This window comes from Streptomyces sp. NPDC004539, from assembly GCF_040610055.1.
Classification (GTDB): Bacteria; Actinomycetota; Actinomycetes; order Streptomycetales; family Streptomycetaceae; genus Streptomyces.
Genome location: NZ_JBEXLS010000019.1, coordinates 133785 through 157386, shown reverse-complemented (window position 1 = coordinate 157386; position 23602 = coordinate 133785). Strand labels below are relative to the sequence as shown.

Below are 23602 nucleotides of genomic sequence, written 5' to 3'. Positions count from 1 at the left end.
GGATGGACCCCGTAACAAAACGTCTCCCAAGTTCCTCGAATTCGACGAAGGGCACAGCCATGTCTGTGAAGGGTTCAGCCATGTCCGTGAGGGGTGTGTCCGCACGCAGCCTCGCCCTGGCGCTCCTCTGCGCCGGCCAGTTGATGGTCATACTCGACGGCACGATCGTGAACGTCGCGCTACCGGCGATCCAGGAGGACCTCGGCTTCACCCCGGCCACGCTCGGGTGGGTCGTCAACGCCTACCTGATCCCGTTCGCCGGACTCCTCCTGCTCTCCGGCCGGTTGGGCGATCTCCTGGGCCGCAAACGGGTGTTCGTCGCGGGGCTGGCGCTCTTCACCGCCGCGTCCGCGCTCTGCGGCCTCGCCCAGACCCCCGAAACCCTCCTCGCCGCCCGCTTCCTCCAGGGTGTGGGCGGCGCGGTCACCTCGTCCGTCACCCTCGCGATGGTCGTCACCCTGTTCCCCGAACTCCCCGCCCGGGTAAGGGCGATCGGCGTCTACAGCTTCGTCCAGTCGGCAGGCGGGACCCTCGGCCTGCTGCTCGGCGGGGTGTTGACGCAGGGGCTCGGCTGGCACTGGATCTTCTTCGTCAACGTCCCTGTGGGGATGGCCGTCACGGTCCTCGCGCAGCGCACGCTGGTCGCGGAGCCGGGGACGGCCCGGAGGCGGACGACCGATGCGCCGGGCGCCGTACTCGTCACGGCCGCGCTGATGCTGGCGGTGTACGCGATCGTGACCGCTGAACTCGCCCTGGGCATAGGGGCGTTGGTGGTGCTGGTCGCGTTCGTCGTACGCCAGGCCCGGATCGCGGACCCCCTCGTGCCGTTGCGGATGTTCCGGAACCGCACGGTCGCCGGCGCGCTCGGCACGCACGCGCTGCTCATCTCCGGCATCTTCAGCTTCCAGTTCTTCGCGGTGCTGTACATGCGGAAGGTGCTGGGGTTCGACGAGGTGGGGACCGGGCTCGGGGTCGTCCCCGTGCCGTTGCTGATCGGCGTGATGTCGCTGGGGGTCGCGCCGAAGGTGATCGCCCGGTTCGGTCCGCGGGGCGTGCTGCTCGCCGGACTCGCCCTGGTGGCAAGCGGGTTGGGGCTGCTGGGGACGGTCTCGGCGGACGGCGCGTACGTGAGCGACGTCTTCCCGGCGACGGTCCCGCTCGGCATCGGCTTCGGCCTCGTCATGCCCGCGCTGGCCGGGCTCGCGATGTCCGGCGCGACCGAGGAGGACTCGGGGCTGGCCTCCGGGATGTTCAACACCGTTCAGCAGGTGGGGGCTTCGCTCGGACTCGCGGTGCTGAGCAGCCTTGCGGTGTCGCGCACGGCGGGACTCCTGGCCGATGGGACCCCGGCCGCCGAGGCGCTCACCGACGGCTATCGCCTTGCGTTCAGGGTGAGTTCGGGTGCAGTCCTCGCCGCGTTGGCGGTCGCGGCGCTGGTCCTGCGGGACGGATCGCGTACGCCGGTGACTGCCGGGGGCCGGTGATCACCACGCCGCCTCCATGGTGGAAGCTACCCCCGTAGTCATGTTCTCCAACTTTCAAGGAGGCGACCGGACATGACGAGTTTCGTGACACGCAGGACGTTGCTGGGCGGCGTGGCCGCGGGGGCGGTGGCGAGCGCGGGGCTGAGCGGTACGGCCAACGCGCTTGCGGGGAGGGGCCGTTCAACTGGGGAACCTTCCTCCCTGGCTCAGCCGGAACCGTACGTGGCCTTCCCGACCTCGCCCGGCGGCGGCCCCGTCGGGTCGGACCAGGTCCACACCCTCCAGATCGGCGACCCCACCGCCGGGACCGTACTCGTCCTGGTCCCCGGCCAGTTCGGCGCCGCCAACGACTTCCGCCTCCTCGCCCGCGACCTCGTCGCGGCCGTCCCCGGCGTGCAGGTCTGGTCGTTCGACCGGCGCGAGGAGAACCTGGTCGACCGAGCGGGCTTCGCCACCGCCGACCCCCTCACCTACTACCTCGACGACCACTACCGCACCCAAACCCCCGCAGCCTCCGGATTCCTCGCCAACTGGGGCCTCCCGCGCGTCCTTTCGGACCTCCGCACGGTCGTGAAGGCGGCCTCCTGCGGCGGTCGGCGCAAGGTGATCCTCGGCGGCCACTCCTGGGGCGCGACCACCGCCGCCGCGTACGCCGCCTGGGACTTCGACGGAGAGCCCGGCTACCGCTCCCTCGCGGGGCTGGCCCTGATCGACGGCGGCGTCCTCGGCGCCTTCGACGGCGCGGGCGAGGCCCCCGACAACTCCCCGGAGCGGATCAGGCAGCGCCTCGCCGCGATCTCCGGCGGCGCGGTGTTCGACATGTCCCTGGCCGCCGTAGGCGTGGGCACCCGCTCCGAGAGCACCCAGATCTTCTACCAACTCGCAGGCTGGTACGCCCACTTGGACCCCCACGCCAAGTCGGTCCTCCAGCCCCGCCTCCCCGACGCCCTCCGCCCGTCCACGACCATCACCAACGCGGCCCTGCTGGGCCTCCTGGTGGACGAGAGCTTCGGCTGGCCCAACAACATCACCGTCCACTCAGGGGAGTTCTCCACCTCGGGCGACTGGACCGACACCGGCATCACCCCCATCTCCCGCGTCGCCACCGCCTACGCGGGCCCCGTCCCGACCGTCTGGCAGTGGTACTGGCCCGCCCGCCTCTCCCTCGACCTCGACGCCACCGACCTCTACGCCGACACGGACATCACCCGCTCCCTCGGCCTCCGCCTCCAGCACGCGGCCGGCATCGACACCCCCCTGTACGCCTTCCAGTCGAGCTACCCGAAGGGCACGGTCGTCACGGCCGCCCAAAAACTGGCCGCCCAATCCCGAGTCCCCTACACGTCGTTCAAGACGGACGAGGGCATGAACCACCTCGACCCGCTCTTCGCGGAGACGTCGAAGAACACGGCTATGCAGAGCCTGAGCGCGTTCGTGAAGCGGCTGATCTGAACCTGAACCTGCGCCGGTGGCCTGCCCGTTGAGCCGGGCAGGCCACCTCGCGTTCAGGACCGCTTCTTCAACATGTCGGCCATCAGGGAGATCTCGGCCTTCTGACCGTTCACCATCCCCTGGGCCAACCGCCGCACCTGCTCGGTCTCCCCGCCCTGCGCCGCGCCCTCCGCCATCTCGATGCCGCCCTTGTGGTGGGCGGTCATGAGGTTCAGGTAGAAGACCTCGGCCTGCTTGCCGGAGAGGGAACGGAGCTTGTTCAGCTCCGTGTTGGTGGCCATGCCGGGCATGAGGGAGCCGTCGTGGGCCTTGTACGGCATGCTGTGGTCCATCCAGGACATGGGCGCCGCCTGGGAGGACTTGGGCTCGTTCCAGGTGTCCAACCAGCCCAGGAGCATGCCGCGTTGGTTGGCCTGGGTGTTGATGATGTCGTACGCGAGACGGCGTACGTCCTCGTCGGTCGTGCGGTCGCGGACGATGAAGGACATCTCCACGGCCTGCTGGTGATGGACGGCCATGTCGCGGGCGAACCCCGAATCGACCGGCCCCGCAGGGGAGTTGGCCTGCGCCGGGCGCAGCAGGGTGACCGTGAGGGCGACCGCCGCGAGGAGGGTGACCAGCGCGCCGCCGATGAGGGCTCGGGAGAGGCGAGTTGTGGACCGGGGTGCCATCTCGGCTGTGCTCGTGCTCATGCCGTCGCCTTGCCGCCCGTGCACGCCGCACCCGGCTCAGGCGTCTGCGCGCCCTGGACGTACTTGTCGAGGAACTCGTTCACGCGCGCGTCGGACGCCGTGTCGACGTTCAGCTGATGGCCCCACGCGGAGAGCGTGATGGGGGAGGACTGCGAGTCGTACGGGCTCATCAACGTGTACGGCGTCTTCTTCACCTTCTCCGTCAGCGACTTGACGTCCGCCTCGGCGGCCTTGGTGTTGTACGTCACCCACACCGCGCCGTGCTCCAGGGAGTGCACCGCGTTCTCGTTCTGGAGCTGCTGCGTGTAGACCTGCGCGTCGCAGTTCTGCCAGACGCCGTTGTGGTCACCGCCGACCGGCGGGATCATCGGGTACTTGACGGTGCCTTCGACGTGGTTCTGGGTGAGGTCCTTCCACGTCTTCTCGCCGGAGACCGGGGCCGCCTGCGCGGCCTCCTTCTCGTTCGCGTCGTTGATCAGCCAGGCGCCGCCCGCGACGACCGCGAGCACGATCGCCGTCGACACGGAGATCATCAGGATGCGGCTACGGCGCTCCCGGGCGCGTTCCGCCTTGCGCTGCTCCTCTATTCGCGCGCGGCGGGTGGCGGCCTTCTCACCGGCGGACGGCTTGTTGCCGGGCCGCTTCTTGGGGGCGTTGGCGCTGGGCTTGGCCTTGGGGTTCGACGCCTTGGAGGTCGGTGCCTTGGGGGCGGGGGTCTTGGCAGCCGGTGTCTTGGAGGCCGGCGCCTTGGCGGCCGGCTGCGATCCGGTCGTCGGCTTCGAACCGGTCGTCGTCTTCTTGGGGTTGCCGGTGGACATGGCGAAGTGCCTTTCGTGCAGCGGGAGTCGGCGGGCATGCCGATGAACGGACGCGGAGGAGACGTCCGTTCTAGGTCCGCAGCACCTGAAGCACATGGAGGTCGGGCGGGCGCGGCGCCGCCGGATCGGCCTGCGCGGCGAGAGGCGTCGTCGCCGGCCGGGCGTCCACCCTCGCGGGCAGCGCCTGCGGGGCCGGGTGCGGAGTCGGGGCCGTCGTCCTCGCGACCACCCCACCGGCGCCGTGACACCGGTCGTGCCCCGGCACCGCGCACACGTGCTCCTTGGACGGGCCCTGCGGGGTGTACGCGACGGCGGTGAGATGCCGTACCGCCCCCGCCTCCGTCTCGGCGGGATGCATCACACACCCCAGCACCGTGGCCACCGCCAGCAGCAGCCCCAACACCACAGCACCAGCCCTGCGCGGGCTGCTCATGGTGATCGGGGGCCGGTTGAACACTCAAGGAGTGTATCGGCCGGATGGGGGACAGGGGACCCTGAGTACTACGGGTACGACAGGGGTCTGCCCCGTCGTGTCACAGGGGAGCCGGCTGTCTCGTCTCGGGGGTGAACGCATCGACGAGCACGGAGGAGCACACCATGGACGCGCGACTGAGCTACTTCGCCCGCCCGACCGCCGGCAAGGCGCTCAAGTACTTCATGTCGACCGGGAAGGCGCTGAAGGAGTTGCCGCTGCCCGCCACCACACAGGAGCTGGTGGCCCTGCGGGTGAGCCAGATCAACGGGTGCGCGGTCTGCATCGACATGCACAGCAAAGAGGCCGCGGCCGCCGGCGAGGCGGCGGTGCGGCTGGCCCTGGTGGCGGCGTGGCGGGAGGCGACGGTCTTCACCGAGGCCGAACGCGCCGCCCTGGAACTGGCGGAACAGGGCACCCGGGTCGCGGACGCGGCCGACGGCGTCAGCGACGAGGTCTGGGCCCGCGCCGCCCGGCACTACGACGAGGACCAGCTCACCGCCCTCGTCATGCTGGTCTCGTTCATGAACGCGGTGAACCGGCTGAACATCATCACCCGGCAGCCCGCCGGGGACTACGAGGTCGGCCAGTTCCACTGAACAGCCGTTCACCCGAACCGGCGGGCCGAGGAAACCGGGCACGCTGAGTACTACGGGTACTACGGGTGCCCCGAGGACTACGGGTACTACGAGGACTACGAGGGGGAGACCACGTGAGCAAGGTCGAGGAGTTCGAGGAGCTGAGACCGCTGCTGTTCTCGATCGCCTACCGGATTCTGGGCAGCGTGGGCGAGGCGGAGGACGCGGTCCAGGAGACCTGGCTGCGCTACGACGCCTCCGCGACCCGGCCCGTCTCGGCCAAGGCGTTCCTGTCGGCGACGGTGACCCGGATCGCGATCGACGTCCTGCGCTCCGCGCGGGTGCGCCGCGAGTCGTACGTCGGACCGTGGCTGCCCGAGCCGCTGCTGAGCGACCCGTACGAGGACCCGGCGCGCGCCGCCGAGCTGGCCGACTCGGTGTCGATGGCCGCGCTGCTGCTCCTGGAGCGGCTCAGCCCGCTGGAGCGGTCGGTGTTCGTGCTGCGGGAGGTGTTCGCCTTCGGTTTCGACGAGATCGCCGCGGCGGTGGGCCGCTCGGAGGCGGCCTGCCGTCAGCTCCTGGTGCGGGCGCGCCGCCACATGGCGGCCGGGCGGCCCCGCTTCGAGGCGGACCGGCGGGAGCGGCAGGAACTGGCGACGCGGTTCTTCGAGGCGCTGTCGCGGGGTGACGTGGACGGGCTCCAGAGCCTGCTGTCCGCCGACGTCCAGCTGGTCGGGGACGGAGGCGGCAAGGCCCCGCAGCTGGCCCGGGCCGTCGCCGGTGCCGAGAACGTGGCCCGCCTGCTCGCCGCCGTCCACCCGGTCATGGCCCGGATCGACATCACGTTCGAGCCGCACGAGATCAACGGCCAGCCGGGCGCCGTCTTCCGCGACCGGGACGGCAAGGTCCTCCACGCCCTGGTCCTCGACGTCCTCGACGGGCAGATCCAGACCATCCGTACGGTCATCAACCCCGACAAGCTCGGTCACCTCGGCCCGGTCGCCGACGCCTGGGCCATCGACGAGGAGGTGAGGCGGAACCGTCGGCAGGCGCGGTGACCTGAGGGGTACGGGTATGACAGGGACGTACCCGTAGCCCCCTACTCCTCGAACCCCATGACCTCCCCGTACCCCTCCTCCTCGAACAGCGCCTCCTGTACGGCGTCCCCTTCGCCGCTCTCCCGGACGCGGCGATACCTGAGACCTACCACCACCGAGGTCACCGCGGCCGTCACCCCCAGGGCCACGGGGACCATCCAGTCGCGGTTGGCGGTGTGGCCGAGGGCGTGGTCGAGGGAGAGGCGGCCGGGGCCGGTGACGGCGAGGCCGGTGGCGGTGAGGGCGAGGAAGGCGGCGTACTCGTAGCCGCCGGACTGGGCGAAGAAGCCCGCCGGGGCGTGGACGGCGGCGGCGCCGACCATCGCACCGGCCGCCGCCGCGCCCGCCGCCGGGGTCGCCAGGCCCAGCGCCAGCAGCGCGCCGCCGCCCGTCTCCGCGAGCCCCGCGGCCGTCGCCGACGCCTGGCCGGGGGAGTAGCCGACGGACTCCATGTACTGCCCGGTCCCCTCCAGCCCGTGCCCCCCGAACCACCCGAACAGCTTCTGCGCGCCGTGCGCGGCCAGCACACCGCCCGTACCCAGCCTGAGCAGCAGCAGACCCACGTCCCGACGGCGCTCGGTACAACAGCTCACGGTGGCTCCCAAGGACGACGAGGACGACGAAGGACGACGACAGGTACGTTCACGGTCGCACCGGGGGTAGAGGGAGACCTGCGGGGGACGCCGTTCGGGTGGCGGAGGCGCGGGTGGTGCGGGTGGTGTGGGTACGGGGGCGGTGTGAGGCTGGAGGTATGACACACGTCCAGCCCCACGACCCCGTCGTACGCGCCTTCGTGGACGCCGTGAACGCGAACGACCGCGCGCGCTTCCTGACCCTCCTCACCCCCGACGCGACCATGTCCGACGACCACCGCGAACGCGAGCTCCTCGACTGGATCGACCGCGAGATCTTCTCCGTCCACGGCCACTTCGAGATCCTGTCCCAGTCCGACGACGGCCTCTCCCTCGTCGCCCGCTTCCGCAACGACACCTGGGGCGAGATGCGGACGGGCTGGCGCTTCGTCGTGAACAACGGCCTCATCTCCCGCTTCGAGACGGGCCAGGCATAACGCCTCCACCTAAGGGTCGACCCCTAATACCCCCCACCCCGAGGTTCGCGTTTTCTCACCATCGTTCTGTACGGTCCCGTCGGTGGACATCACTGCTCGCGCCTGGATCGTCGCTGACCACGACACAGGGGAGGTGCTCGGGGAGCGCAACCCGCATGTGCGGCTGGCGCCCGCCTCGACGTTGAAGATGCTGTTCGCGGACACCCTGCTGGGGAAGTTCGCGAGGACGGAGCGGCACACGGTCCGGGGGGCGGAGCTGGCGACCGTGCCGGAGGGGTCGAGCCTGGTCGGGATCAAGGCGGGGGTGACGTACAGCGTCGAGGACCTGTGGCACGGCGTCTTCCTGCGCTCCGGGAACGACGCCGTGCGCGTGCTGGCCGCGATGAACGGGGGGATCGACCGGTCCGTCGCGGAGATGCGCGCCAAGGCCGCCGACCTCCAGGCCGTCGACACGTACGTGGTAAGCCCTGACGGGTACGACCACCCCCGCCAGTACTCCTCCGCCTACGACCTCACGCTCATGGCCCGCAGCGGCCTCAGGAACGCCGACTTCCGGGCCTACTGCGGGACGCGCACCGCACGGATCGGCGGCACCGGCATCGAGAACACCAACCGCCTGCTGTGCGGCTCGCACGGTGTGAAGCCGTACGCCGGGATGATCGGCGTCAAGAACGGCTACACCAGCAACGCGGGCAACACCTTCACGGGAGCGGCGACGCGCGACGGCCGGACCCTCATCGTCACCGTGCTCCACCCGAAGAGCGGCCTCAACGCGGTGTACGAGGAGTCCCGCACCCTCCTCGACTGGGGCTTCGCCCAAGGGAGTTCGGCGAAATCCCTCGGCACCCTCGCGGAACCCCTCAGTGAGGGCGGCGCCAAGGTCACCCACAACTCCCCGCACGGCAGCGCCGGTTCGGCCGGTTCGGCGGGCACGGCGGTCGACGACGACAGCATGGGCTGGGGTCTGCCGGTCGGGGGAGCGGTGGCGGCGGCCCTGCTCGGCGGCGTGTACGCCCTGCGCAACCGCCGTACCAAGAAGGCCGATCCCGGGGCGGACGCCGCCAAGAGCGCCTCACCGGAAGAGAGTTGAGCCCCCCCGTCAGCCCAACTCACTCCCGTCGGCCGAACCCCTCTCGGGCCAACTCCCCCCTCGGACCAACCCCCTTGTGGCAGGCGCCCCACGGCCCGGTGTGCACCTCGCGGTCCCACGCGAGGCCCACCCCCACCCGGTGCCGTGGGGCGACCGCCTCCTCCCCCCTCGGAGTGGTCTACGGAACTCCCTCACCCAAGTGTGAAGTTCTCGTGGAGAAGAGTTGAGCATAGTTCCGCTAACCCCCGCAATAGGGCGGACTGTCAAATTCCGCTTGTGCTGATGCGCCCACCCCTCACCGCCGCCCCGACGCGCCCCTCAAGCCCCCTTCACGCGCCCCCCGTTCACCCCCGCCCCACGTACGGCATCCCCGTCGCCAACACCGTCACGAACTGCATGTTCGCCTCCAACGGCAGCTCCGCCATGTGCCGTACGGTCCGCGCGACATCGGCGACGTCCATCACCGGCTCCGGCGCGAACTCCCCGTTGGCCTGGAGCACCCCCGCCCGCATCCGCTCCGTCATCTCGGTGGCCGCGTTCCCGATGTCGATCTGACTGACCGCGATCCCGTGCGAACGCCCGTCCAGCGCGAGGGACTTGGTGAGCCCCGTCAGCGCGTGCTTGGTCGCGGTGTACGGCGCCGACTGCGGACGCGGCGTATGCGCGGAGATGGAACCGTTGTTGATGATCCGCCCACCGCTCGGCTCCTGGGACTTCATCAACCGGTACGCCGCCCGCGCGCACAGGAACGCCCCGTTGAGGTTCGTGTCCACGACGTGCCGCCACGCGTCGTACGACAACTCCTCGAACGGCACACCCCCGGGCCCGAACGTCCCGGCGTTGTTGAACAGCAGATCCAGCCGCCCGAGATCCCCTACGACCCTGAAGACGCGCTCCACGTCCTCCTCGCGCGACACATCGGCCCGGAGGCGATGGGGGACGTTGTCCGGCGCCAGCTCGGCCGTCTCCTCCAGCTTCTCGGCCCGGCGCCCCACCATGTGCACCGTCCAACCGGCGCCCGCGAGTTCAAGAGCGACGGCCCGCCCGATACCCGACCCGGCACCGGTCACCACTGCGACTTTGGAGTTCATGCCTCCGAAGCGTAGGCGCCCGCCACCTGGACCAACGGCACCTGGGCCAACGGCACCTGGACCAAGGGCACTAGACCGACGGCACCTGGGCCGACAGCTCATCGCCGGGCGGCGGCCACGCGTCCCCCCACTCCGCGTCCCGCGCCGCCTTGTACAACCCCCCGTGCCGCTTCGTGACCGTCGTCCGCCCCAACTCCCCCTGAGGGGACCCCGCCGAGCACAGATCGAGCAGCACCTGCCCCTTACGGATCTGCGGACGCCGTACGACCCGCGCGGTGGCCGGCGTCACCGGCACCCGCGTCGCCGCGACATACGCGAACTTCTCGTCCTCGTACGGCAGCGAACCCCCCTTGACCTTCCGGTGCAGGGAGGAACGGCTGACCCGGGCCGAGAAGTGGCACCAGTCTGTGCCGAGGACGATGGGGCAGGCGCCGCTGTGCGGACAGGGCGCGGCGATCCGGTGCCCGCTCGCGATCAACGCGTCCCGCGCCTCGATGATCCGCGCGTACCCGTCGGGCGTCCCCGGCTCGACGATCACCACGGACGTCGCCCCGCTCACCCCGGCCAGCAGGGCGCTGCGGTCGGCGGGCGTCAGCTCGTTGAGGACGTACGAGACGGTCACCAGGTCCGTACCCTCGGGAATCCGCAGGGCGGAACCGATCCGGGCCCGCTCCCAACGCACCCCGGACAACGCCGAGTTGGCGGCGGCGATCTCCCGGCCCAGGGCGAGCGCCGGCTCGGCCCAGTCCAGGACGGTCACCTCCCGGGCGCCGGGCCACACGGACTCCACGGCCCAGGTCGCGGCGCCGGTCCCGCCGCCGACGTCCACAAGGCTCCCCGGCGTCCACTCCGGCACGGTCTCGGCGAACGCCTCCAGCGCCGAGCACACCGCCTCGAAGGTCGCCGGCATCCGGTACGCGGCGTACGCCGCGACGTCCGCGCGGTCCCGCAGGATCGGCGCGTTCGTCGGGGTCGCGCCCCGGTAGCTGGCGATCAGCCGGTCCACCGCCTGGGCCGCCTGCCGGGGCGGCAGCCCGTGGAGCAGCGAGTCGAGGGCGGTACGGAGGGATTCGGCCGAGTTCACGCCCTGATTCTCTCAGGTCCCACGCCCCCCTCAGGACGTACGGGTACGGGATACCCGTAGCCCCCGTAGGGGACGCGCCGAGCCCCCTGAGGGATACCCGTACCCCCGAAGTTAGGGGACACCCCGTACCCCCGAAGGCTTAGGGGACACCTCGTACCCCTCTGGTACCCCCTCACCCCCCAACCCCCCGCACAGCCCGAGCCACCCGAGTCCCCGCCCGAGCCCTCGGCCCGCTCCCGCCCTGCCGCCGCCCCGGATGCACCGTGTTCGCCAGCAGCACCAGAAACGTGTCCGTGGCCCGGTCCACCACCAGCGACGTCCCCGTGAACCCCGTATGCCCCGCGGCCCCCCGCCCCGCCAACTCCCCCATGAACCAAGCCTGATCGACGGCGAACCCCAGCCCCGGCGGGTCCAGCAGCAACTCGACGTGATCGCTTCCGAGAATCCGCGCCGTCCCGTACGACCCCCCGTTCAGCAGCGTCCGGCAGAACACCGCCAGATCCCGCCCCGTCGAGAACAGCCCCGCATGCCCGGCCACCCCACCCAGCGCCCACGCGTTCTCGTCGTGGACCTCACCCCGGATCATCCCCCGGTCCACCTTCCCCCACGGCCGCCGCTGATCCTCGGTCGCGGCGGCCCCGGAACAGGGCCCGAAACCGGTCGCGGCCATACCGAGCGGCCGGGCGATCCCCTCCTGGACCAGGACGTCGAGCGACCGCCCGGTGACCCGTTCCAGCACCTGTTGCAGCAACAGCATGTTGAGATCGGAGTACACGTACGCCCCCGGCTCGCTCACCGGCGCCTCCGCCCGCAGCACCCGCATCCGCTCGGCGTCGTCGGCGCACGCGTACAACGGCAGCTCCGGCCGGAGCCCGGACGTATGCGTCAGGAGCTGCCGGACCGTCGTCCCCGACCGCCGCACCGCGCTGAAATCCGGCAGAAACGCACTCACCCGGGCATCGATCCCGAGCCGCCCCCGCTCGATCTGCTGCACGGCGGCGACGGACGTGAACAGCTTGGTCAGCGACGCGAGGTCGAACGGCGTCTCCAAGGTCATCGGCACCCGCTCGGCCGCCGGCAGCTCGACGCCGCCCCCGACCCCGTCGTACGAGGCGAAGCGCGAGGCCCAGCCCACCGCCTCCCGCAGCGCGATCACCGGGCCGCGCCCGGCGTAGACGACGGCGCCCGCGGCCCAGGGGTGCGGGCCGGCGACCAGCGCGCGGACCTCGTCGCGGAGCAGCTCCAGCTCGCCCGCGTCCAGGCAGGCCCGCTCGGGTGTGCCGGGCCGGAGTCTCGGTGCGCTCAGCTGTCGGCTCCCTCGGTGACCGTCTTCTCGCTGACTTTGGCCTCAGCGCCCGTCCCTGCTGCGGCCGTCTTTTCAGTAACCGTTTCCTCGGTGACCGCTTCCTCGGCGACCGTACGACCGGCCCCCGGACGGCACATTCCCACGAAACACCCGAGCGCAACCACGGACGAGACCACCTGCACGACCGCCATCGGCACCGCCGTGTGCTCGCCCGCCACCCCCACCAGCGGCGAGGCGACCGCCCCGACGAGGAACGACGACGTCCCGAGCAGCGCCGACGCGGACCCGGCGGAGTGCTTGGTGCGCAGCAGCGCCAGCGTCTGCGCGTTCGGCAGGCTCATGCCCATCGCGGACATGAGAACGAAGAGAGCGATTGCTATCGGTATCAGCCCGACGTCCCCGAACACCCCGGTCGTCATCAGCAGCAGCGCGACCGACGCGGCGAGGATCACCAGCAGCCCCACCCCCAGCACCCGGTCCAGCCGCACTCGCCCGACCAGCACCTTCCCGTTGATCTGCCCGACGATCATCAGCCCCACGGAGTTGATCCCGAACAGCAGGCTGTACGTCTGCGGCGAGGCCCCGTAGATCTCCTGGACCACGAACGGCGACGCGGAGATGTACGCGAACAGCGCGGCGAACGCGAAACCGCCGGTCAGCATGTAACCGGAGAAAGCGGTATCGGAAAGCAGTCCCCGCATCGCGTGCAGCGCCTCGCCCACCCCGCCCTCGTGGCGGTCGGCGGGCTCCAGGGTCTCCGGCAGCCTCGCCCACACCACCGCCGTCAGCAGCACACCGACGCCGATCAGGACGACGAACACGCCCCGCCAGTCCGTGAAGCGCAGGATCTGTCCGCCGATCAGCGGCGCGATGATCGGGGCGATCCCCGAGATCAGCATCAGGGTCGAGAAGAACCGCGCCATCGCGTCGCCGTCGTACAGATCACGTGTCACCGCCCGCGCGATCACGATGCCCGCCGCGCCCGCGAGACCCTGGACGAGACGGAAGGCGACCAGCGTCTCGACGTTCGGGGCAAGCGCGCAGAGAGCGGTTGCGATCACGTACACGACGAGACCGGCGAGCAGCGGGCGGCGCCGGCCCCAGCGGTCGCTCATCGGGCCGACGACCAGCTGGCCGAGCGCCATGCCGGCGAGGCACGCGGTGAGCGTGAGCTGCACGGTCGCGGCCGGGGCGTGCAGGGAGTCGGTGACCTCCGGGAGCGCCGGGAGGTACATGTCCATCGACAGCGGGGGAGTGGCGGTCAGCCCGCCCAGCAGCAGTGTGACCAGCAGGCCCGTCCGCCGCTGTGCGGCAAGAGTCGGCGACGCGGACTTCCGCGTCGCCCGCGATATCGGCGCCCCACCCTTGGGCATGTGCCCCTCCCTCTTCTCCCGGTCCGCCACCTATGCTCTCAGCTCGAACGGAATGCTCGAATGTGATGTTCGGACTGTGGGACCGGGTCCGTGCGAGAGACGGAAGCGTGGCAGCGATGACGGCGGACAGCGTGCGGTGGGGAATCCTGGCGACCGGCGGGATAGCCGCCGCCTTCACGGCGGATCTCATCGATCTGCCCGACGCGGAGGTCGTCGCGGTCGGCTCGCGCACGGAAGAGGGTGCGAAAGCGTTTGCCGAACGTTTCGGGATTCCTCGCGCGTACGGGGACTGGGCGTCTCTCGCGGCGGACGACGACATCGACGTCGTGTACGTCGCGACGCCGCACTCGGCGCATCGGGCCGCCGCCGGGCTCTGTCTGGAGGCGGGGCGGCATGTGCTGTGCGAGAAACCGTTTACGTTGAACTTGCGTGAGGCCGAGGAGCTGGTCTCCCTCGCCCGCGCGAACGACCGCTTCCTGATGGAGGCGATGTGGATGTACTGCAACCCGGTCATCCGCCGTATCAAGAGCGTGATCGACGACGGGACGATCGGCGAAGTCCGCACGGTCCAGGCCGACTTCGGCCTCGAAGGGCCCTTCTCGCCGGCCCACCGCCTGCGCGACCCCGCCCAGGGCGGCGGCGCCCTCCTCGACCTCGGCGTCTACCCCGTCTCCCTCGCCCACCTCTTCCTGGGCGAGCCCTCCGGCATCTCCGCCCGGGCGGTCCTCTCCCCGGAAGGCGTAGACCTCCAGACCGCGTTGGCCCTCTCCTGGGACTCCGGCGCCCTCGCCGCCCTCCACTGCTCCCTGGACGGCGGTACTTCCACAACCGCTTCCATCACCGGTACCAAGGGCCGCATCGACATCCCCTCCGGCTTCTTCCACGCCGACCGCTTCATCCTCCACCGCGTAGGCCGCGACCCCGAGGAATTCCCCCACGACCCCTCCCAGGGCCCCGCCAACACCTTCCGCCACGAGGCCCAGGAGGTCATGCGAGCGCTGCGCGCCGGCGAGAAGGAGTCCCCCCTCGTCCCCCTCGACAACACCCTCGCGGTCATGCGAACCCTGGACACGGTCCGGGGGCAGATCGGGGTGCGGTATCCGGGGGAGGGGGAGGGGGAGGGGGAGTAGGCGGACGGGCGGACGGGCCGGGGTCGAGCAGCGAACTCACGCGCGCGGGACTGCCACCGGCCTGAGGCAGCCGGCCGGGCGGGCTCGCGAGCTGACGCGCCGGGTCGGGTGCGCGGATCTCCTGATGCGGAGAGCCGAGCCCGTACGCGGCGCGTGGGGCCGCAAGCGGCATGGGGGCGCGTGCGAGCCGCCGGCGGGAGAGGTACAGCGCCGGGCCCGAGCGTCTCCGGTCGAGCTTGAAACGGCCCTCGGACCTGAGTGGGCGAGCTGGGCATGACGTTCGGCGTCGCACGAGGTGTCGAACGCCGGGCGGATCGGCCACTCGCCGGCCGGTCGAGAGCCGCCGGAAACGCCCCGGGCGTGCCAGGCCCGCGGCACGCAGAGGTGAGCCCGCGCGGGTCGGCCTGGTGCGCACGGTCGTGAGGCGGGCCGGCGGTCCGCGGCCGGCCGGGGCTCGTACGACGACGGCGTGCCCTCGGCCCATGACGCCCCCGCCGCCCCCGCCGCCGTCCTCCCTCCCCCCGCCCCGCCTTAACCTGGGCCCATGCCCAGCAGAACACCCGACGCGTCCCGGCGTAGTGAGACGTCCCGCCGTGCCATCTATGCGGCTGCCCTGAGTCTCGTAGCTGAAAGCGGTTACGCGAAGACGACCATCGAGGGGATCGCCTCCCGGGCCGGCGTCGGGAAGCAGACGATCTACCGCTGGTGGGGATCGAAGGCGGACGTGTTGCTGGAAGCGTTTCTGGATCTGGGGGAGCGCCAGGCGGACGAACTGGAGGCGGCCACCGGCCCCGGCAGCACCCAGAACACCCCCGGCAGCACCCAGGACACCCCCGGCACGGCACAACCCGCCCCCACCACCCCCGCCCTCCCCGACACCGGCGACCTCTCCGCCGACCTCAAGTACGTCCTCCGCGCGACCGTCGACAACCTCCAGGACCCCCGCTTCGACGCCCCCGCCCGAGCCCTCACGGCAGAAGGGTTGATGGACGAGAAGCTGGGCCGAGCCGTCGTCGCGAAGTTGCTGGAACCCAATTTCGAGTTGTACGTCGAAAGGCTCCGATCCGCCCGCGAGGCAGGCCAGTTGAGACCGGAGATCGACCCCCGGATCGCCCTCGAACTCTTCGTCGCCCCCGTCGCCCAACGCTGGCTGCAACACACGGGCGAACTGACACACACCTACACGGACACCCTCGTCGACTACGCCCTGCACGGCATCGCCCCCCACTGACCCACACCCACTTCACCTCCCGTACCCAGCTGCGTCCGCCCGCGCCGCCCCCACCCGCCCGCACGCGGGCAGGCGACCCACCTCACCCCAGCCATCCACCGGTCCGCACCCCACCCACCGAACCCGCACTCACCCCCGAACCTCAGCCCCCCACCCCCACCCTGAGGCTTATGTCCCGACAAGCCCCCCGGTTCCGCACCCGGCGGAGCGATAGGGCATGCTGTGCCCACCACAGCAACGCGAGGGGACAGATGAGCGCGGAGGCGATCGGCCGGACCGGCCTGAGGGTCAGACTCACTCAGTGGCTGCGCAAGGCCACCCCCGAAGAGGACGTCACCGGCGAGCGCGAGGCGCTGCTCCTCGCCGCCGCGGAGGCCGGCCTCCCCCTCGCCCCCGCCGCCCACCCCGCCCCCGGCTACCGCTGTTCGTGCGACCGGGTCGGCTGTCCGACCCCCGCCCGCCACCCCGTCTCGTTCGCCTGGCAGACCCAGTCGACCACCGACCGCGCCCAGATCGAACGCTGGGCCCGCCACCAGCCGCAGGCGAACTTCATCACCGCGACCGGCACGACCCACGACGTCCTGGACGTCCCCCGCCAGGCCGGCCGCGCCGCACTGGACCGCCTCATCGCGTCCGGCGTCGAGGTCGGCCCGGTAGCGGAGTCCGACGACGGCCGCCTCCTCTTCTTCACCCTCACCCGAGGCACCCCGGCCGACGAGGACGAGTGGTGGCCCTGCGAACTCGACTGCCACCCCGAGACGATGGACGAACACCCCGGCCTGCGCTGGCACTGCCGGGGCTCGTACGTCCTGGTCCCCCCGGCCCGCCTCCCCGGCGACGAGGGCCACGCGGTCCACTGGGTACGCGGCCCGGAACACCCCCTCCCGGACCCCCTGACCCTCCTGGAGACCCTGACGGACGCGTGCGCGAGGCACGCACAGGACGAGTCGACGACCGCCTGGCCGCTCAGAACCTGAGTACTACGGGTACTACGGGTATCACCCCGCCGGCACCCCCGTGCCCCGTACCCCCGGTACCCCGCCGGTACTACCCCCCTCGTACTACTCCCCCTTCGCCCCCGTCAGCCCCTCCACCCGGCTCAACAACGACACCTTCCCGTCCCCGACCCCCTTCATCGGATCGACGGCAACCGCGTTCGACACGAACTCCATCGTCAGCGACTGCTTGATCTCCCCGGTCGTCAGGGCTTTCACGCTCGCGTTCGGCGTGGGCACGGCCGTCCCGGCGGCAGCCGTCTGCTTCGTGTAGTTGTGCCCGGAGAAGAAGACGAGCGCCCCACCGTCGGCGGTGCGCAGCGCGATCGGCCGGTAGTCGCTGTCGTTCAGCGGCTCGTCGATGTACTGCGTCGCGAGCCCCGGCCGCGTCGCCTTCTCCCGTCCGGCCCGCAGCGCGCTGGTGAACGCCCCGTCCGCGAACGCCCCCTGACCGGTCCTCAGATACTCCGCGTACGCCGCGCTCAACCGGTCGGTGGACACGGCGAGTTCGGGCGAGGAGGCGGGCACCTCCTCGACGTACCCCTGCGCGTCCCGCTTGAACGCGGGCAGCGTCCCGGGCGCGACCAGCGTCAGGAACGCCGCCTGCCAGGGCTCGGCGACGTCGTTGCGGGTGAACGCCAGCAGCCAGCGCGAGGACCCGCTCCGGTTGGCCTGCGCGTCCGCGACGAACCAGCGCGGCCAGCCCGCCTTCTTGGGGATCGTGACCTGGACGTCCGACAGGGCCAGCGGCTGATGGTTCGGGTTCCCACCGGGATCGGTGATCTTCCCCGCCTTCAGCCGCGCCGAGTCGATGACCCCGAGGGGCCCGGTCGTGTAAGCGGCGTCGAGCGAACTGTCGTACGCCTTGTCGGCCTTGTTGTACGCCGTCGTGAACTCCTGGACCGCCGCCGCGGCTTCGGCCGGGGTGGTCGTCGGGACGATCTCGCGTTCTCCGTGGATCACCACACAGCCGCTCGCCGTGAGGGACACACCGGTCAGGACGACCGCTATGAGCGCGTTCCGGTCACGCCTGCGCAGCCTGATCATCAGGTGACTTCACCTTCCTCTTCCCGGAGGCGAACCCTACCGGGGCGAGGAAGATCGCGAGCGTCGGGACCAGGTACAGGAGCCACACCGTGACCTGGAGGACGGTCGGGTCGGGCTGGAAGTTGAACACCCCCTTGAGCAGCGTCCCGTACCAGCTGTCCGGCGGAATCGTGTCGCTGATGTCGAACGCCAGCTTTCCGAGCCCGGGAACCCACCCGGCCTCCTGCAAGTCGTGGAATCCGTAGGCGAGTACACCCGCCGCGACGACGACCAGCATCCCCCCGGTCCACGTGAAGAACTTCGCGAGATTGATCCGCAACGCCCCCCGGTAGAACAGCCACCCGAGGAGTACGGCGGTGGCGAGCCCGAGTCCCGCTCCGATCAACGGCCTCGGCGTCCCGTCCCCGGCGGCGTGCACGGACGTCCAGATGAACAGGGCCGTCTCAAGCCCCTCCCGGCCGACGGCGAGGAACGCGGTCGCGACCAGCGCTCCCGTCCCCATCGCGAGCGCGGCGTCCAACTTGCCGTGCAGCTCGGCCTTCAGATGCCGCGCGGTGCGCCGCATCCAGAACACCATCCACGTCACGAGCCCCACCGACACGATCGACAGCGACCCGCCGAGCGCCTCCTGCGCCTCGAACGTCAGCTCCTGGGAGCCGAATTCGAGCGCGCAGCCGAACGCGAGGGCGATCGCGACGGCCGTGCCGACCCCGATCCAGATCGGCCGGAGCGCGTCCCGCCGCCCGGTCTTGACCAGATAGGCGATGAGGATGCAGACGACGAGGCTGGCCTCCAGCCCTTCCCGCAGCCCGATCAGGTAGTTGGAGAACACGCCTACGCCTCCTTGCCGTTGAACAGGGCCCGGCCCCACCAGTCGTCCGCGTCCCGCACCCCTGGCGGCACCGCGAACACCCCCGAACCGACGTGCTGGATGTACTCGTTGAGCGCGTCGGTCGCCAAGTGCCCCTGGATCTTGACGAATCCCTCGCGCACGTCACGCTGGTAGGCGAGGAAGAACAGCCCCGCGTCCAGCCGCCCGAGCCCGTCGGTGCCGTCGGTGAAGGAGTAGCCGCGCCGCAGAATGGTCGATCCGCCGTTGGAGTCGGGGTGCGCGAGCCGCACGTGCGCGTCCGGCTTCATGGCCTTCAGGAACGGCGCGTCGTGCTCCTTCGCCTTCCCGACCGGCGCCCCCTCGCCCTTGTCCCGCCCGAAGACGTCCTCCTGCTCCTGGAGGGAGGTGCGGTCCCAGGTCTCGATGTGCATCCTGATCCGCCGGGCGACGAGATACGACCCGCCGGCCATCCACGCCGGCCCGTCCTTCTCCGACGCCCACACGAACTTCTCCAGCCGGTCCGTCTCCGTCCCCGCGATATTGCGGGTGCCGTCCTTGAACCCCATGAGATTGCGCGGAGTCTGGGCGTCCGGCGTCGTCGACGACGTCTTCCCGAACCCGAGTTGGGACCACCGCACGACGACCTTCCCGAACCCGATCCGCGCCAGGTTGCGGATCGCGTGCACGGCCACCTGCGGATCGTCGGCACACGCCTGCACACACAGATCCCCACCGGACCGCGCCAAGTCCAGCGCCTCACCGGGGAATTGCGGCAGATCCACCAACGCCTCGGGCCGCTCCCCACCCAACCCGAACTTGGCGAACAGCGAAGGCCCGAACCCGATCGTCAACGTCAACCGGGACGGCTTCAGCCCCAATGCCTCCCCGGTGTCGTCCGGCGGCGCCTCAGCCAGCCCCCCGAACGCCCCCTCCCCGACCGCCTTCCCCGCGGTCATCCTCCGAGCCGCCTCCGTCCACTCCTTCAACAACCCCACAAACTCCGCCCGATCACCGGTGGTGACATCGAACGCGGCGAAGTGCAACCGGTCTTGTACGGCGGTAGCGATACCGGCCTGGTGGACGCCGTGGAATTCGACAGCGGTGGAGGGGTCGGCCGATCCGGTCTCCCCGGTGACCGCCACGGCGGTACCGGCAGCCACCGCACCGAGCGCGAGCCCGGCGCCGCCCCACCCCAACAGGGCGCGGCGGGAAGGGGGTTGAGCTTCAGACATCGTCGTGCCCCTTACTTGACCACGGCCGCGGCGAGCTTGGAGAGCGGCTCCGCGAGCGCGTTCACCGCGTCCGACAGCTCCTTGCGCTGCGCCTCGGTGACCTTGTCGTAGGAGACGAAGTCGTACGAGGTCTTGTCCGTGCGGTACTTGTCGAGGAGGGCGTCGAGCGCGGCGAACTGCTTGTCCAACTCGGTGACCAGGGAAGGGTTGTTGGCCTGGGCGATCGGCTTCAGCAGCTCGTACGCCTCCTGGGCGCCCTCGACGTTGGCCTTGAAGTCGACGAGGTCGGTGTGCGAGTAGCGGTCCTCCTCGCCGGTGACCTTGCCGGTGGCGACCTCGTCGAGGAGTTCCTTGGCGCCGTTGGCCATGGAGGTCGGGGTGATCTCAGCGGTGCCGACGCGCTTCTGCCAGTCGGTGAGGTCGGTGACGAGCTGCGCGGCGAGCGTCTTCTCCTCGGCGCCGATCTTCTTGTCCTGCCAGAGCGCCTTCTCCAGCCGGTGCCAGCCGGTCCACTTCTGGCCCGCCTCCAGGCCGTCCGCGCGGGTGTCGACCAGCGGGTCGATGTCCCCGAACGACTCCGCGACCGGCTCGGTGCGCTCCCAGCCGATCCGGGACGGGGCGTACGCGGCCTGCGCGGCGGCGAGGTTCCCGGCCTGGACGGCGTCCGTGAAGACCTTCACCTTCGGGAGCGTCGCGTCGGCCTGCTCCTGCGCGTACTCGCGGTATTCGGCCACGGCCTTGTCGAGCCGGGGATCGCGCTTCACCGTCGACTTTCCGGTCACGGAGAGGGCCTGGCGGATGCCCTTGCCCTTCATGCCGGGCTTGCACGCGATCTGGTAGTCACCGGCCTTGACCTCGGCGGTCAGCCGCTGCTTGGTGCCGGCCCCGATGTTCTCCCGCTCCGAGACGATCCGGTCGTCCGGGAAGAGCAGGTACACCTCGGTGACCTTCGATCCCTTGTTCTCGATGGCGAGTTCGACGTGCCCCGCCGGGATCGCCTTCTTCGACGTCTCGCACTTGTCGTCCGTCGCGGTCACCTTGATGACACGGTCGCCGTCCTCGGCCCCGCTCTTCTCCGTGCAGCCCGTGACGGCGGTCAGGGCCGCGAGGGTCGCGGCGGCGGTGACGACGGTGAGTCTGGCGGCGCGCATGCGGGCACTCCCGGTGGCTGAAAAAGTACGTGACGGGGCTCACAGGGTTCGGTGAGGCTCGCCTAACTTAGCTCAGGCTTACCTAGGGCATACCCCTGTGTGCAGTGATTCACCTCTCAAAATCCGCGTACGAGTACGGGATGGTTACGGCCGACTAAAACGGACGTAATGCGATCGTCAAAGGAATCTCAAAGGTTCGCGACGCCCCGACGCGGGATCACCAGCAAAGTGCCGTTCGTGGGATGGGGAATGACCTCGATGGGCTGGTCGTAGACGGCGGAGAGCAATTCGTCCGTGAAGACCTCCTCCGGCGCCCCGTCGGCCGCCACCTTCCCCCCGTGCAGCACGGCGACCCGGTGCGCGTACGCCGCCGCCAGCCCGAGGTCGTGCAGCACGACGACCACGGCGTCCCCCTTCTCGGCCCGCTCCCGGCAGATCCTCAGCACCAGCTCCTGGTGCTTGAGGTCCAGCGCCGCCGTGGGCTCGTCGAGCAGCAGCAGCGGCGCCTGCTGCGCCAGCACCCGCGCGAGCGCCACCCGCGCCCGCTCCCCGCCGCTGAGCGCGGAGAACGGCCGCCCGGCGAAGCGGCCTACCTCCGTCGCCGCCATCGCCTCCCGCACGACGGCGTCGTCCTCGACCGGCGAGGTGCCGTGGGGCGCCCGCCCCATCCGTACGACGTCCTCGACGGGAAACGGAAAGGAGACGGCCGCCGCCTGCGGCAACACCGCTCTCCTCAGGGCGAGTTCGAGAGCCGTCCACTCCCGCACCGGACGCCCGCGAACACGTACGACCCCCTCGGCGGCGGGGAGATCCGCGGCGAGCGCCGCCAGAAGCGTCGACTTCCCGGCCCCGTTCGGCCCGACGAGCGCGAGCACCTCCCCGGCCCGGACGGGGAGGGTGACGCCGTGCAGGATGCGGCGGGGCCCGAGATCGAGATGCAGATCGAGGGCTTCGGCGAGGAGGTCGCCGGGGGTGGGGGGAGGCGGGGGAGTGGGGCGGGGGCGGAGGAGTTTCATGGGGTCCTTTGGGCAGAGAGGCGGGCGGAGGGGTTTTACGGGGTCCTTTGCGGAGTGGGGGTGGGGGGCGGAGGAGATTTGCCAGGGCCCTTTGGGGGCGAGGGGCAGCGGTTTCCGTATTATTGGCCGGCTTCAGAGACGGGGCGGTTCACCACCGGGCAGCCGCAGTTCTTTTAGGGGCGCGGGGCTGTATCGATATGCGGCTCCGCCGTGTGGGCGCGACCAGCCGCAATGAGCCCGCACCCGGCACGCAACCCCTAAACCCACCCCCCTTGCCGCTTCCGAGTCCGATGCAGCAGCCAGAAGAAGAACGGACTCCCCAGCAACCCCGTCAAAACCCCCAACGGCAATTCCGCGGGCGCGGCCATGGTCCGCGAGGCGAGATCCGCGGCCAGCAAGATGAACGCCCCCAGCAGCGCACTGGCCGGCACCAGAAACCGATGCCCCGGCCCGGCCGCCATCCGCAGCAGGTGCGGAATGACCAGCCCCACGAATCCGATGATCCCCGAGACACTCACCGCCGCGGCCGTCAACAACGCGATCACCAGAATCAGCACCACCCGAAGCCGCTCCACATCGACCCCGAGATGCCGAGCCGGCCGCTCCCCGAGCGAAAGCAGATCCAGCCGACGCGAATAGAGGGGGGCCAGCGCCAGCCCCACCACCGTGCATGGCAGGACAGCCAACACCTTCGGCCAGGTGGCCTGCGACAAGGAACCCAACTGCCAGAACACGATCTGATTCACGGCAGCCGTATCCGCGAAGAACAGAAACAGCCCGATCAATGCCCCGCCGAACGCGTTGACGGCAATTCCGGTGAGGATGAGCGTCACCACCTCGGCCTTCCCGTCACTCCGCGACAAGGAATACACGAGCAACGCGGTCCCGAGCCCGCCCACAAAAGCGAACGCCGGAACGGTCCAGGTCCCGAGAAATCCGAACCCCATCGCAATCGCGGCGACCGCCCCCACCGCCGCCCCGGACGAAATCCCGATCACCCCGGGCTCGGCGAGCGGATTCCCGAACACCCCCTGCATCAAAGCCCCGGCACACCCCAGCGAGGCCCCCACCAACAACGCCAGCACGATCCGAGGAAACCGCACATTCCACAGCACCGACTCCGCGACCCGGTCCAACTCCCCGCCCCACAGCCCCACCCGATGCCCCACGGAGGACAGCACGTCCCCGAGCGGAATCGGATAGGCCCCGACCCCGGCCGCCACCGGCACCAGCACCCCCAACGCCACCACCAGCCCCACCCCGAGCCACCACTCCCGCCGCCGCTTCCCACCCCCCGCCACCTTCTCGCCCCGCTCGACAACCGTCCCCACCGCAACCATCCGACACCCTCCCGTCCCGATT

23 protein-coding genes are annotated in these 23602 nt (G+C 70.7%); 9 read left to right on the top strand and 14 right to left on the bottom strand.

What is annotated here, in order from left to right; translation table 11 throughout:
* The first annotated feature begins 95 nt into the window (after positions 1–95).
* Together ABZX85_RS33235 and ABZX85_RS33230 are read left to right on the top strand one after the other, a co-directional pair.
* Positions 96–1484, top strand: coding sequence for an MFS transporter (locus ABZX85_RS33235; protein WP_355876916.1), 1389 nt, complete (start codon positions 96–98; stop codon positions 1482–1484).
* A 72-nt stretch (positions 1485–1556) separates the two neighbouring features.
* A complete protein-coding gene (locus ABZX85_RS33230; protein WP_355876914.1) occupies positions 1557–2936 on the top strand; it encodes an alpha/beta hydrolase in 1380 nt (459 codons plus the stop codon).
* A 53-nt stretch (positions 2937–2989) separates the two neighbouring features.
* Here the strand turns inward: ABZX85_RS33230 and ABZX85_RS33225 are convergent, their stop codons facing one another.
* The 3 genes from ABZX85_RS33225 to ABZX85_RS33215 all read right to left on the bottom strand — a co-directional run bounded on the left by ABZX85_RS33225 (position 2990) and on the right by ABZX85_RS33215 (position 4903).
* The gene (locus ABZX85_RS33225) at positions 2990–3628 is read right to left on the bottom strand and encodes a DUF305 domain-containing protein (RefSeq protein ID WP_355876911.1); all 639 of its coding nucleotides are present in this window, start codon (positions 3626–3628) and stop codon (positions 2990–2992) included.
* Positions 3625–4215: a DUF3105 domain-containing protein gene (locus ABZX85_RS33220; protein ID WP_355877044.1), complete on the bottom strand. Its 591-nt coding sequence runs from the start codon at positions 4213–4215 to the stop codon at positions 3625–3627. Before ABZX85_RS33220 ends, ABZX85_RS33225 begins: the two co-directional genes overlap by 4 nt.
* A 301-nt stretch (positions 4216–4516) precedes the next feature.
* Positions 4517–4903: a hypothetical protein gene (locus tag ABZX85_RS33215; RefSeq protein ID WP_355876908.1), complete on the bottom strand. Its 387-nt coding sequence runs from the start codon at positions 4901–4903 to the stop codon at positions 4517–4519.
* A gap of 140 nt (positions 4904–5043) precedes the next feature.
* Here ABZX85_RS33215 and ABZX85_RS33210 point away from each other — a divergent pair, with 140 nt between their 5' ends.
* A complete protein-coding gene (locus tag ABZX85_RS33210; protein WP_355876906.1) occupies positions 5044–5517 on the top strand; it encodes a carboxymuconolactone decarboxylase family protein in 474 nt (157 codons plus the stop codon).
* Between the two features lie 113 nt (positions 5518–5630).
* Positions 5631–6554, top strand: a complete 924-nt coding sequence (locus ABZX85_RS33205) for an RNA polymerase sigma-70 factor (protein ID WP_355876903.1) — start codon at positions 5631–5633, stop codon at positions 6552–6554.
* Positions 6555–6595: 41 nt separating this feature from the next.
* On the opposite strand, the gene ABZX85_RS33200 is transcribed toward ABZX85_RS33205, so the two are convergent.
* Positions 6596–7186: a DoxX family protein gene (locus ABZX85_RS33200; RefSeq protein WP_355876900.1), complete on the bottom strand. Its 591-nt coding sequence runs from the start codon at positions 7184–7186 to the stop codon at positions 6596–6598.
* Positions 7187–7344: 158 nt separating this feature from the next.
* Here ABZX85_RS33200 and ABZX85_RS33195 point away from each other — a divergent pair, with 158 nt between their 5' ends.
* Both ABZX85_RS33195 and ABZX85_RS33190 read left to right on the top strand, forming a co-directional pair.
* Positions 7345–7662 (top strand): nuclear transport factor 2 family protein, encoded by a 318-nt coding sequence (locus tag ABZX85_RS33195; protein WP_355876897.1) that lies wholly within the window; start codon positions 7345–7347, stop codon positions 7660–7662.
* Between the two features lie 82 nt (positions 7663–7744).
* Entirely contained in the window at positions 7745–8752 is a 1008-nt protein-coding gene (locus ABZX85_RS33190; RefSeq protein ID WP_355876895.1) for a D-alanyl-D-alanine carboxypeptidase, read from the top strand.
* 344 nt (positions 8753–9096) lie between these two features.
* On the opposite strand, the gene ABZX85_RS33185 is transcribed toward ABZX85_RS33190, so the two are convergent.
* The 4 genes from ABZX85_RS33185 to ABZX85_RS33170 form a co-directional block, all read right to left on the bottom strand.
* Entirely contained in the window at positions 9097–9843 is a 747-nt protein-coding gene (locus ABZX85_RS33185; protein ID WP_355876892.1) for an SDR family oxidoreductase, read from the bottom strand.
* A 70-nt stretch (positions 9844–9913) separates the two neighbouring features.
* The gene (locus ABZX85_RS33180; RefSeq protein ID WP_355876889.1) at positions 9914–10927 is read right to left on the bottom strand and encodes a small ribosomal subunit Rsm22 family protein; all 1014 of its coding nucleotides are present in this window, start codon (positions 10925–10927) and stop codon (positions 9914–9916) included.
* 172 nt (positions 10928–11099) lie between these two features.
* Positions 11100–12188 carry a serine hydrolase domain-containing protein gene (locus ABZX85_RS33175; RefSeq protein ID WP_355877041.1) on the bottom strand — a complete coding sequence of 363 codons (1089 nt, stop codon included), beginning with the start codon at positions 12186–12188 and terminating at the stop codon, positions 11100–11102.
* Positions 12189–12229: 41 nt separating this feature from the next.
* Positions 12230–13606: a multidrug effflux MFS transporter gene (locus ABZX85_RS33170; RefSeq protein WP_355876886.1), complete on the bottom strand. Its 1377-nt coding sequence runs from the start codon at positions 13604–13606 to the stop codon at positions 12230–12232.
* A 116-nt stretch (positions 13607–13722) separates the two neighbouring features.
* Between ABZX85_RS33170 and ABZX85_RS33165 the strand changes: the two genes are divergently transcribed.
* From ABZX85_RS33165 to ABZX85_RS33155, 3 genes are all read left to right on the top strand, one after another.
* Complete coding sequence (locus tag ABZX85_RS33165) at positions 13723–14736, top strand: Gfo/Idh/MocA family oxidoreductase (protein WP_355876883.1); 1014 nt, start codon at positions 13723–13725, stop codon at positions 14734–14736.
* Between the two features lie 544 nt (positions 14737–15280).
* A complete protein-coding gene (locus tag ABZX85_RS33160; protein ID WP_355876880.1) occupies positions 15281–15967 on the top strand; it encodes a TetR/AcrR family transcriptional regulator in 687 nt (228 codons plus the stop codon).
* 251 nt (positions 15968–16218) lie between these two features.
* Positions 16219–16944 carry a bifunctional DNA primase/polymerase gene (locus tag ABZX85_RS33155; RefSeq protein WP_355876877.1) on the top strand — a complete coding sequence of 242 codons (726 nt, stop codon included), beginning with the start codon at positions 16219–16221 and terminating at the stop codon, positions 16942–16944.
* 84 nt (positions 16945–17028) lie between these two features.
* Here ABZX85_RS33155 and ABZX85_RS33150 read toward each other — a convergent pair whose 3' ends face one another.
* The 6 genes from ABZX85_RS33150 to ABZX85_RS33125 all read right to left on the bottom strand — a co-directional run bounded on the left by ABZX85_RS33150 (position 17029) and on the right by ABZX85_RS33125 (position 23580).
* Positions 17029–18009: a hypothetical protein gene (locus tag ABZX85_RS33150; protein ID WP_355876874.1), complete on the bottom strand. Its 981-nt coding sequence runs from the start codon at positions 18007–18009 to the stop codon at positions 17029–17031.
* Positions 17987–18841, bottom strand: a complete 855-nt coding sequence (efeU, locus tag ABZX85_RS33145; RefSeq protein ID WP_355876871.1) for an iron uptake transporter permease EfeU — start codon at positions 18839–18841, stop codon at positions 17987–17989. Before efeU ends, ABZX85_RS33150 begins: the two co-directional genes overlap by 23 nt.
* Positions 18842–18843: 2 nt before the next feature.
* A complete protein-coding gene (gene efeB / locus ABZX85_RS33140) occupies positions 18844–20073 on the bottom strand; it encodes an iron uptake transporter deferrochelatase/peroxidase subunit (RefSeq protein ID WP_355876868.1) in 1230 nt (409 codons plus the stop codon).
* A gap of 11 nt (positions 20074–20084) precedes the next feature.
* A complete protein-coding gene (gene efeO / locus ABZX85_RS33135; protein WP_355876865.1) occupies positions 20085–21224 on the bottom strand; it encodes an iron uptake system protein EfeO in 1140 nt (379 codons plus the stop codon).
* Positions 21225–21412: 188 nt separating this feature from the next.
* Positions 21413–22240 carry a heme ABC transporter ATP-binding protein gene (locus ABZX85_RS33130; RefSeq protein ID WP_355876862.1) on the bottom strand — a complete coding sequence of 276 codons (828 nt, stop codon included), beginning with the start codon at positions 22238–22240 and terminating at the stop codon, positions 21413–21415.
* A 257-nt stretch (positions 22241–22497) separates the two neighbouring features.
* Complete coding sequence (locus tag ABZX85_RS33125) at positions 22498–23580, bottom strand: iron ABC transporter permease (protein WP_355876859.1); 1083 nt, start codon at positions 23578–23580, stop codon at positions 22498–22500.
* Positions 23581–23602: the final 22 nt, after the last annotated feature.

Coding starts and splice junctions, on each gene's coding strand:
- ABZX85_RS33230 (WP_355876914.1), top strand. CDS start 1,557: ATGACGAGTTTCGTGACACGCAGGACGTTGCTGGGCGGCGTGGCCGCG.
- ABZX85_RS33225 (WP_355876911.1), bottom strand. CDS start 3,628: ATGAGCACGAGCACAGCCGAGATGGCACCCCGGTCCACAACTCGCCTC.
- ABZX85_RS33210 (WP_355876906.1), top strand. CDS start 5,044: ATGGACGCGCGACTGAGCTACTTCGCCCGCCCGACCGCCGGCAAGGCG.
- ABZX85_RS33195 (WP_355876897.1), top strand. CDS start 7,345: ATGACACACGTCCAGCCCCACGACCCCGTCGTACGCGCCTTCGTGGAC.
- ABZX85_RS33185 (WP_355876892.1), bottom strand. CDS start 9,843: ATGAACTCCAAAGTCGCAGTGGTGACCGGTGCCGGGTCGGGTATCGGG.
- ABZX85_RS33170 (WP_355876886.1), bottom strand. CDS start 13,606: ATGCCCAAGGGTGGGGCGCCGATATCGCGGGCGACGCGGAAGTCCGCG.
- ABZX85_RS33165 (WP_355876883.1), top strand. CDS start 13,723: ATGACGGCGGACAGCGTGCGGTGGGGAATCCTGGCGACCGGCGGGATA.
- ABZX85_RS33160 (WP_355876880.1), top strand. CDS start 15,281: ATGCCCAGCAGAACACCCGACGCGTCCCGGCGTAGTGAGACGTCCCGC.
- ABZX85_RS33155 (WP_355876877.1), top strand. CDS start 16,219: ATGAGCGCGGAGGCGATCGGCCGGACCGGCCTGAGGGTCAGACTCACT.
- ABZX85_RS33150 (WP_355876874.1), bottom strand. CDS start 18,009: ATGATCAGGCTGCGCAGGCGTGACCGGAACGCGCTCATAGCGGTCGTC.
- efeB (WP_355876868.1), bottom strand. CDS start 20,073: ATGTCTGAAGCTCAACCCCCTTCCCGCCGCGCCCTGTTGGGGTGGGGC.
- efeO (WP_355876865.1), bottom strand. CDS start 21,224: ATGCGCGCCGCCAGACTCACCGTCGTCACCGCCGCCGCGACCCTCGCG.
- ABZX85_RS33130 (WP_355876862.1), bottom strand. CDS start 22,240: ATGAAACTCCTCCGCCCCCGCCCCACTCCCCCGCCTCCCCCCACCCCC.
- ABZX85_RS33125 (WP_355876859.1), bottom strand. CDS start 23,580: ATGGTTGCGGTGGGGACGGTTGTCGAGCGGGGCGAGAAGGTGGCGGGG.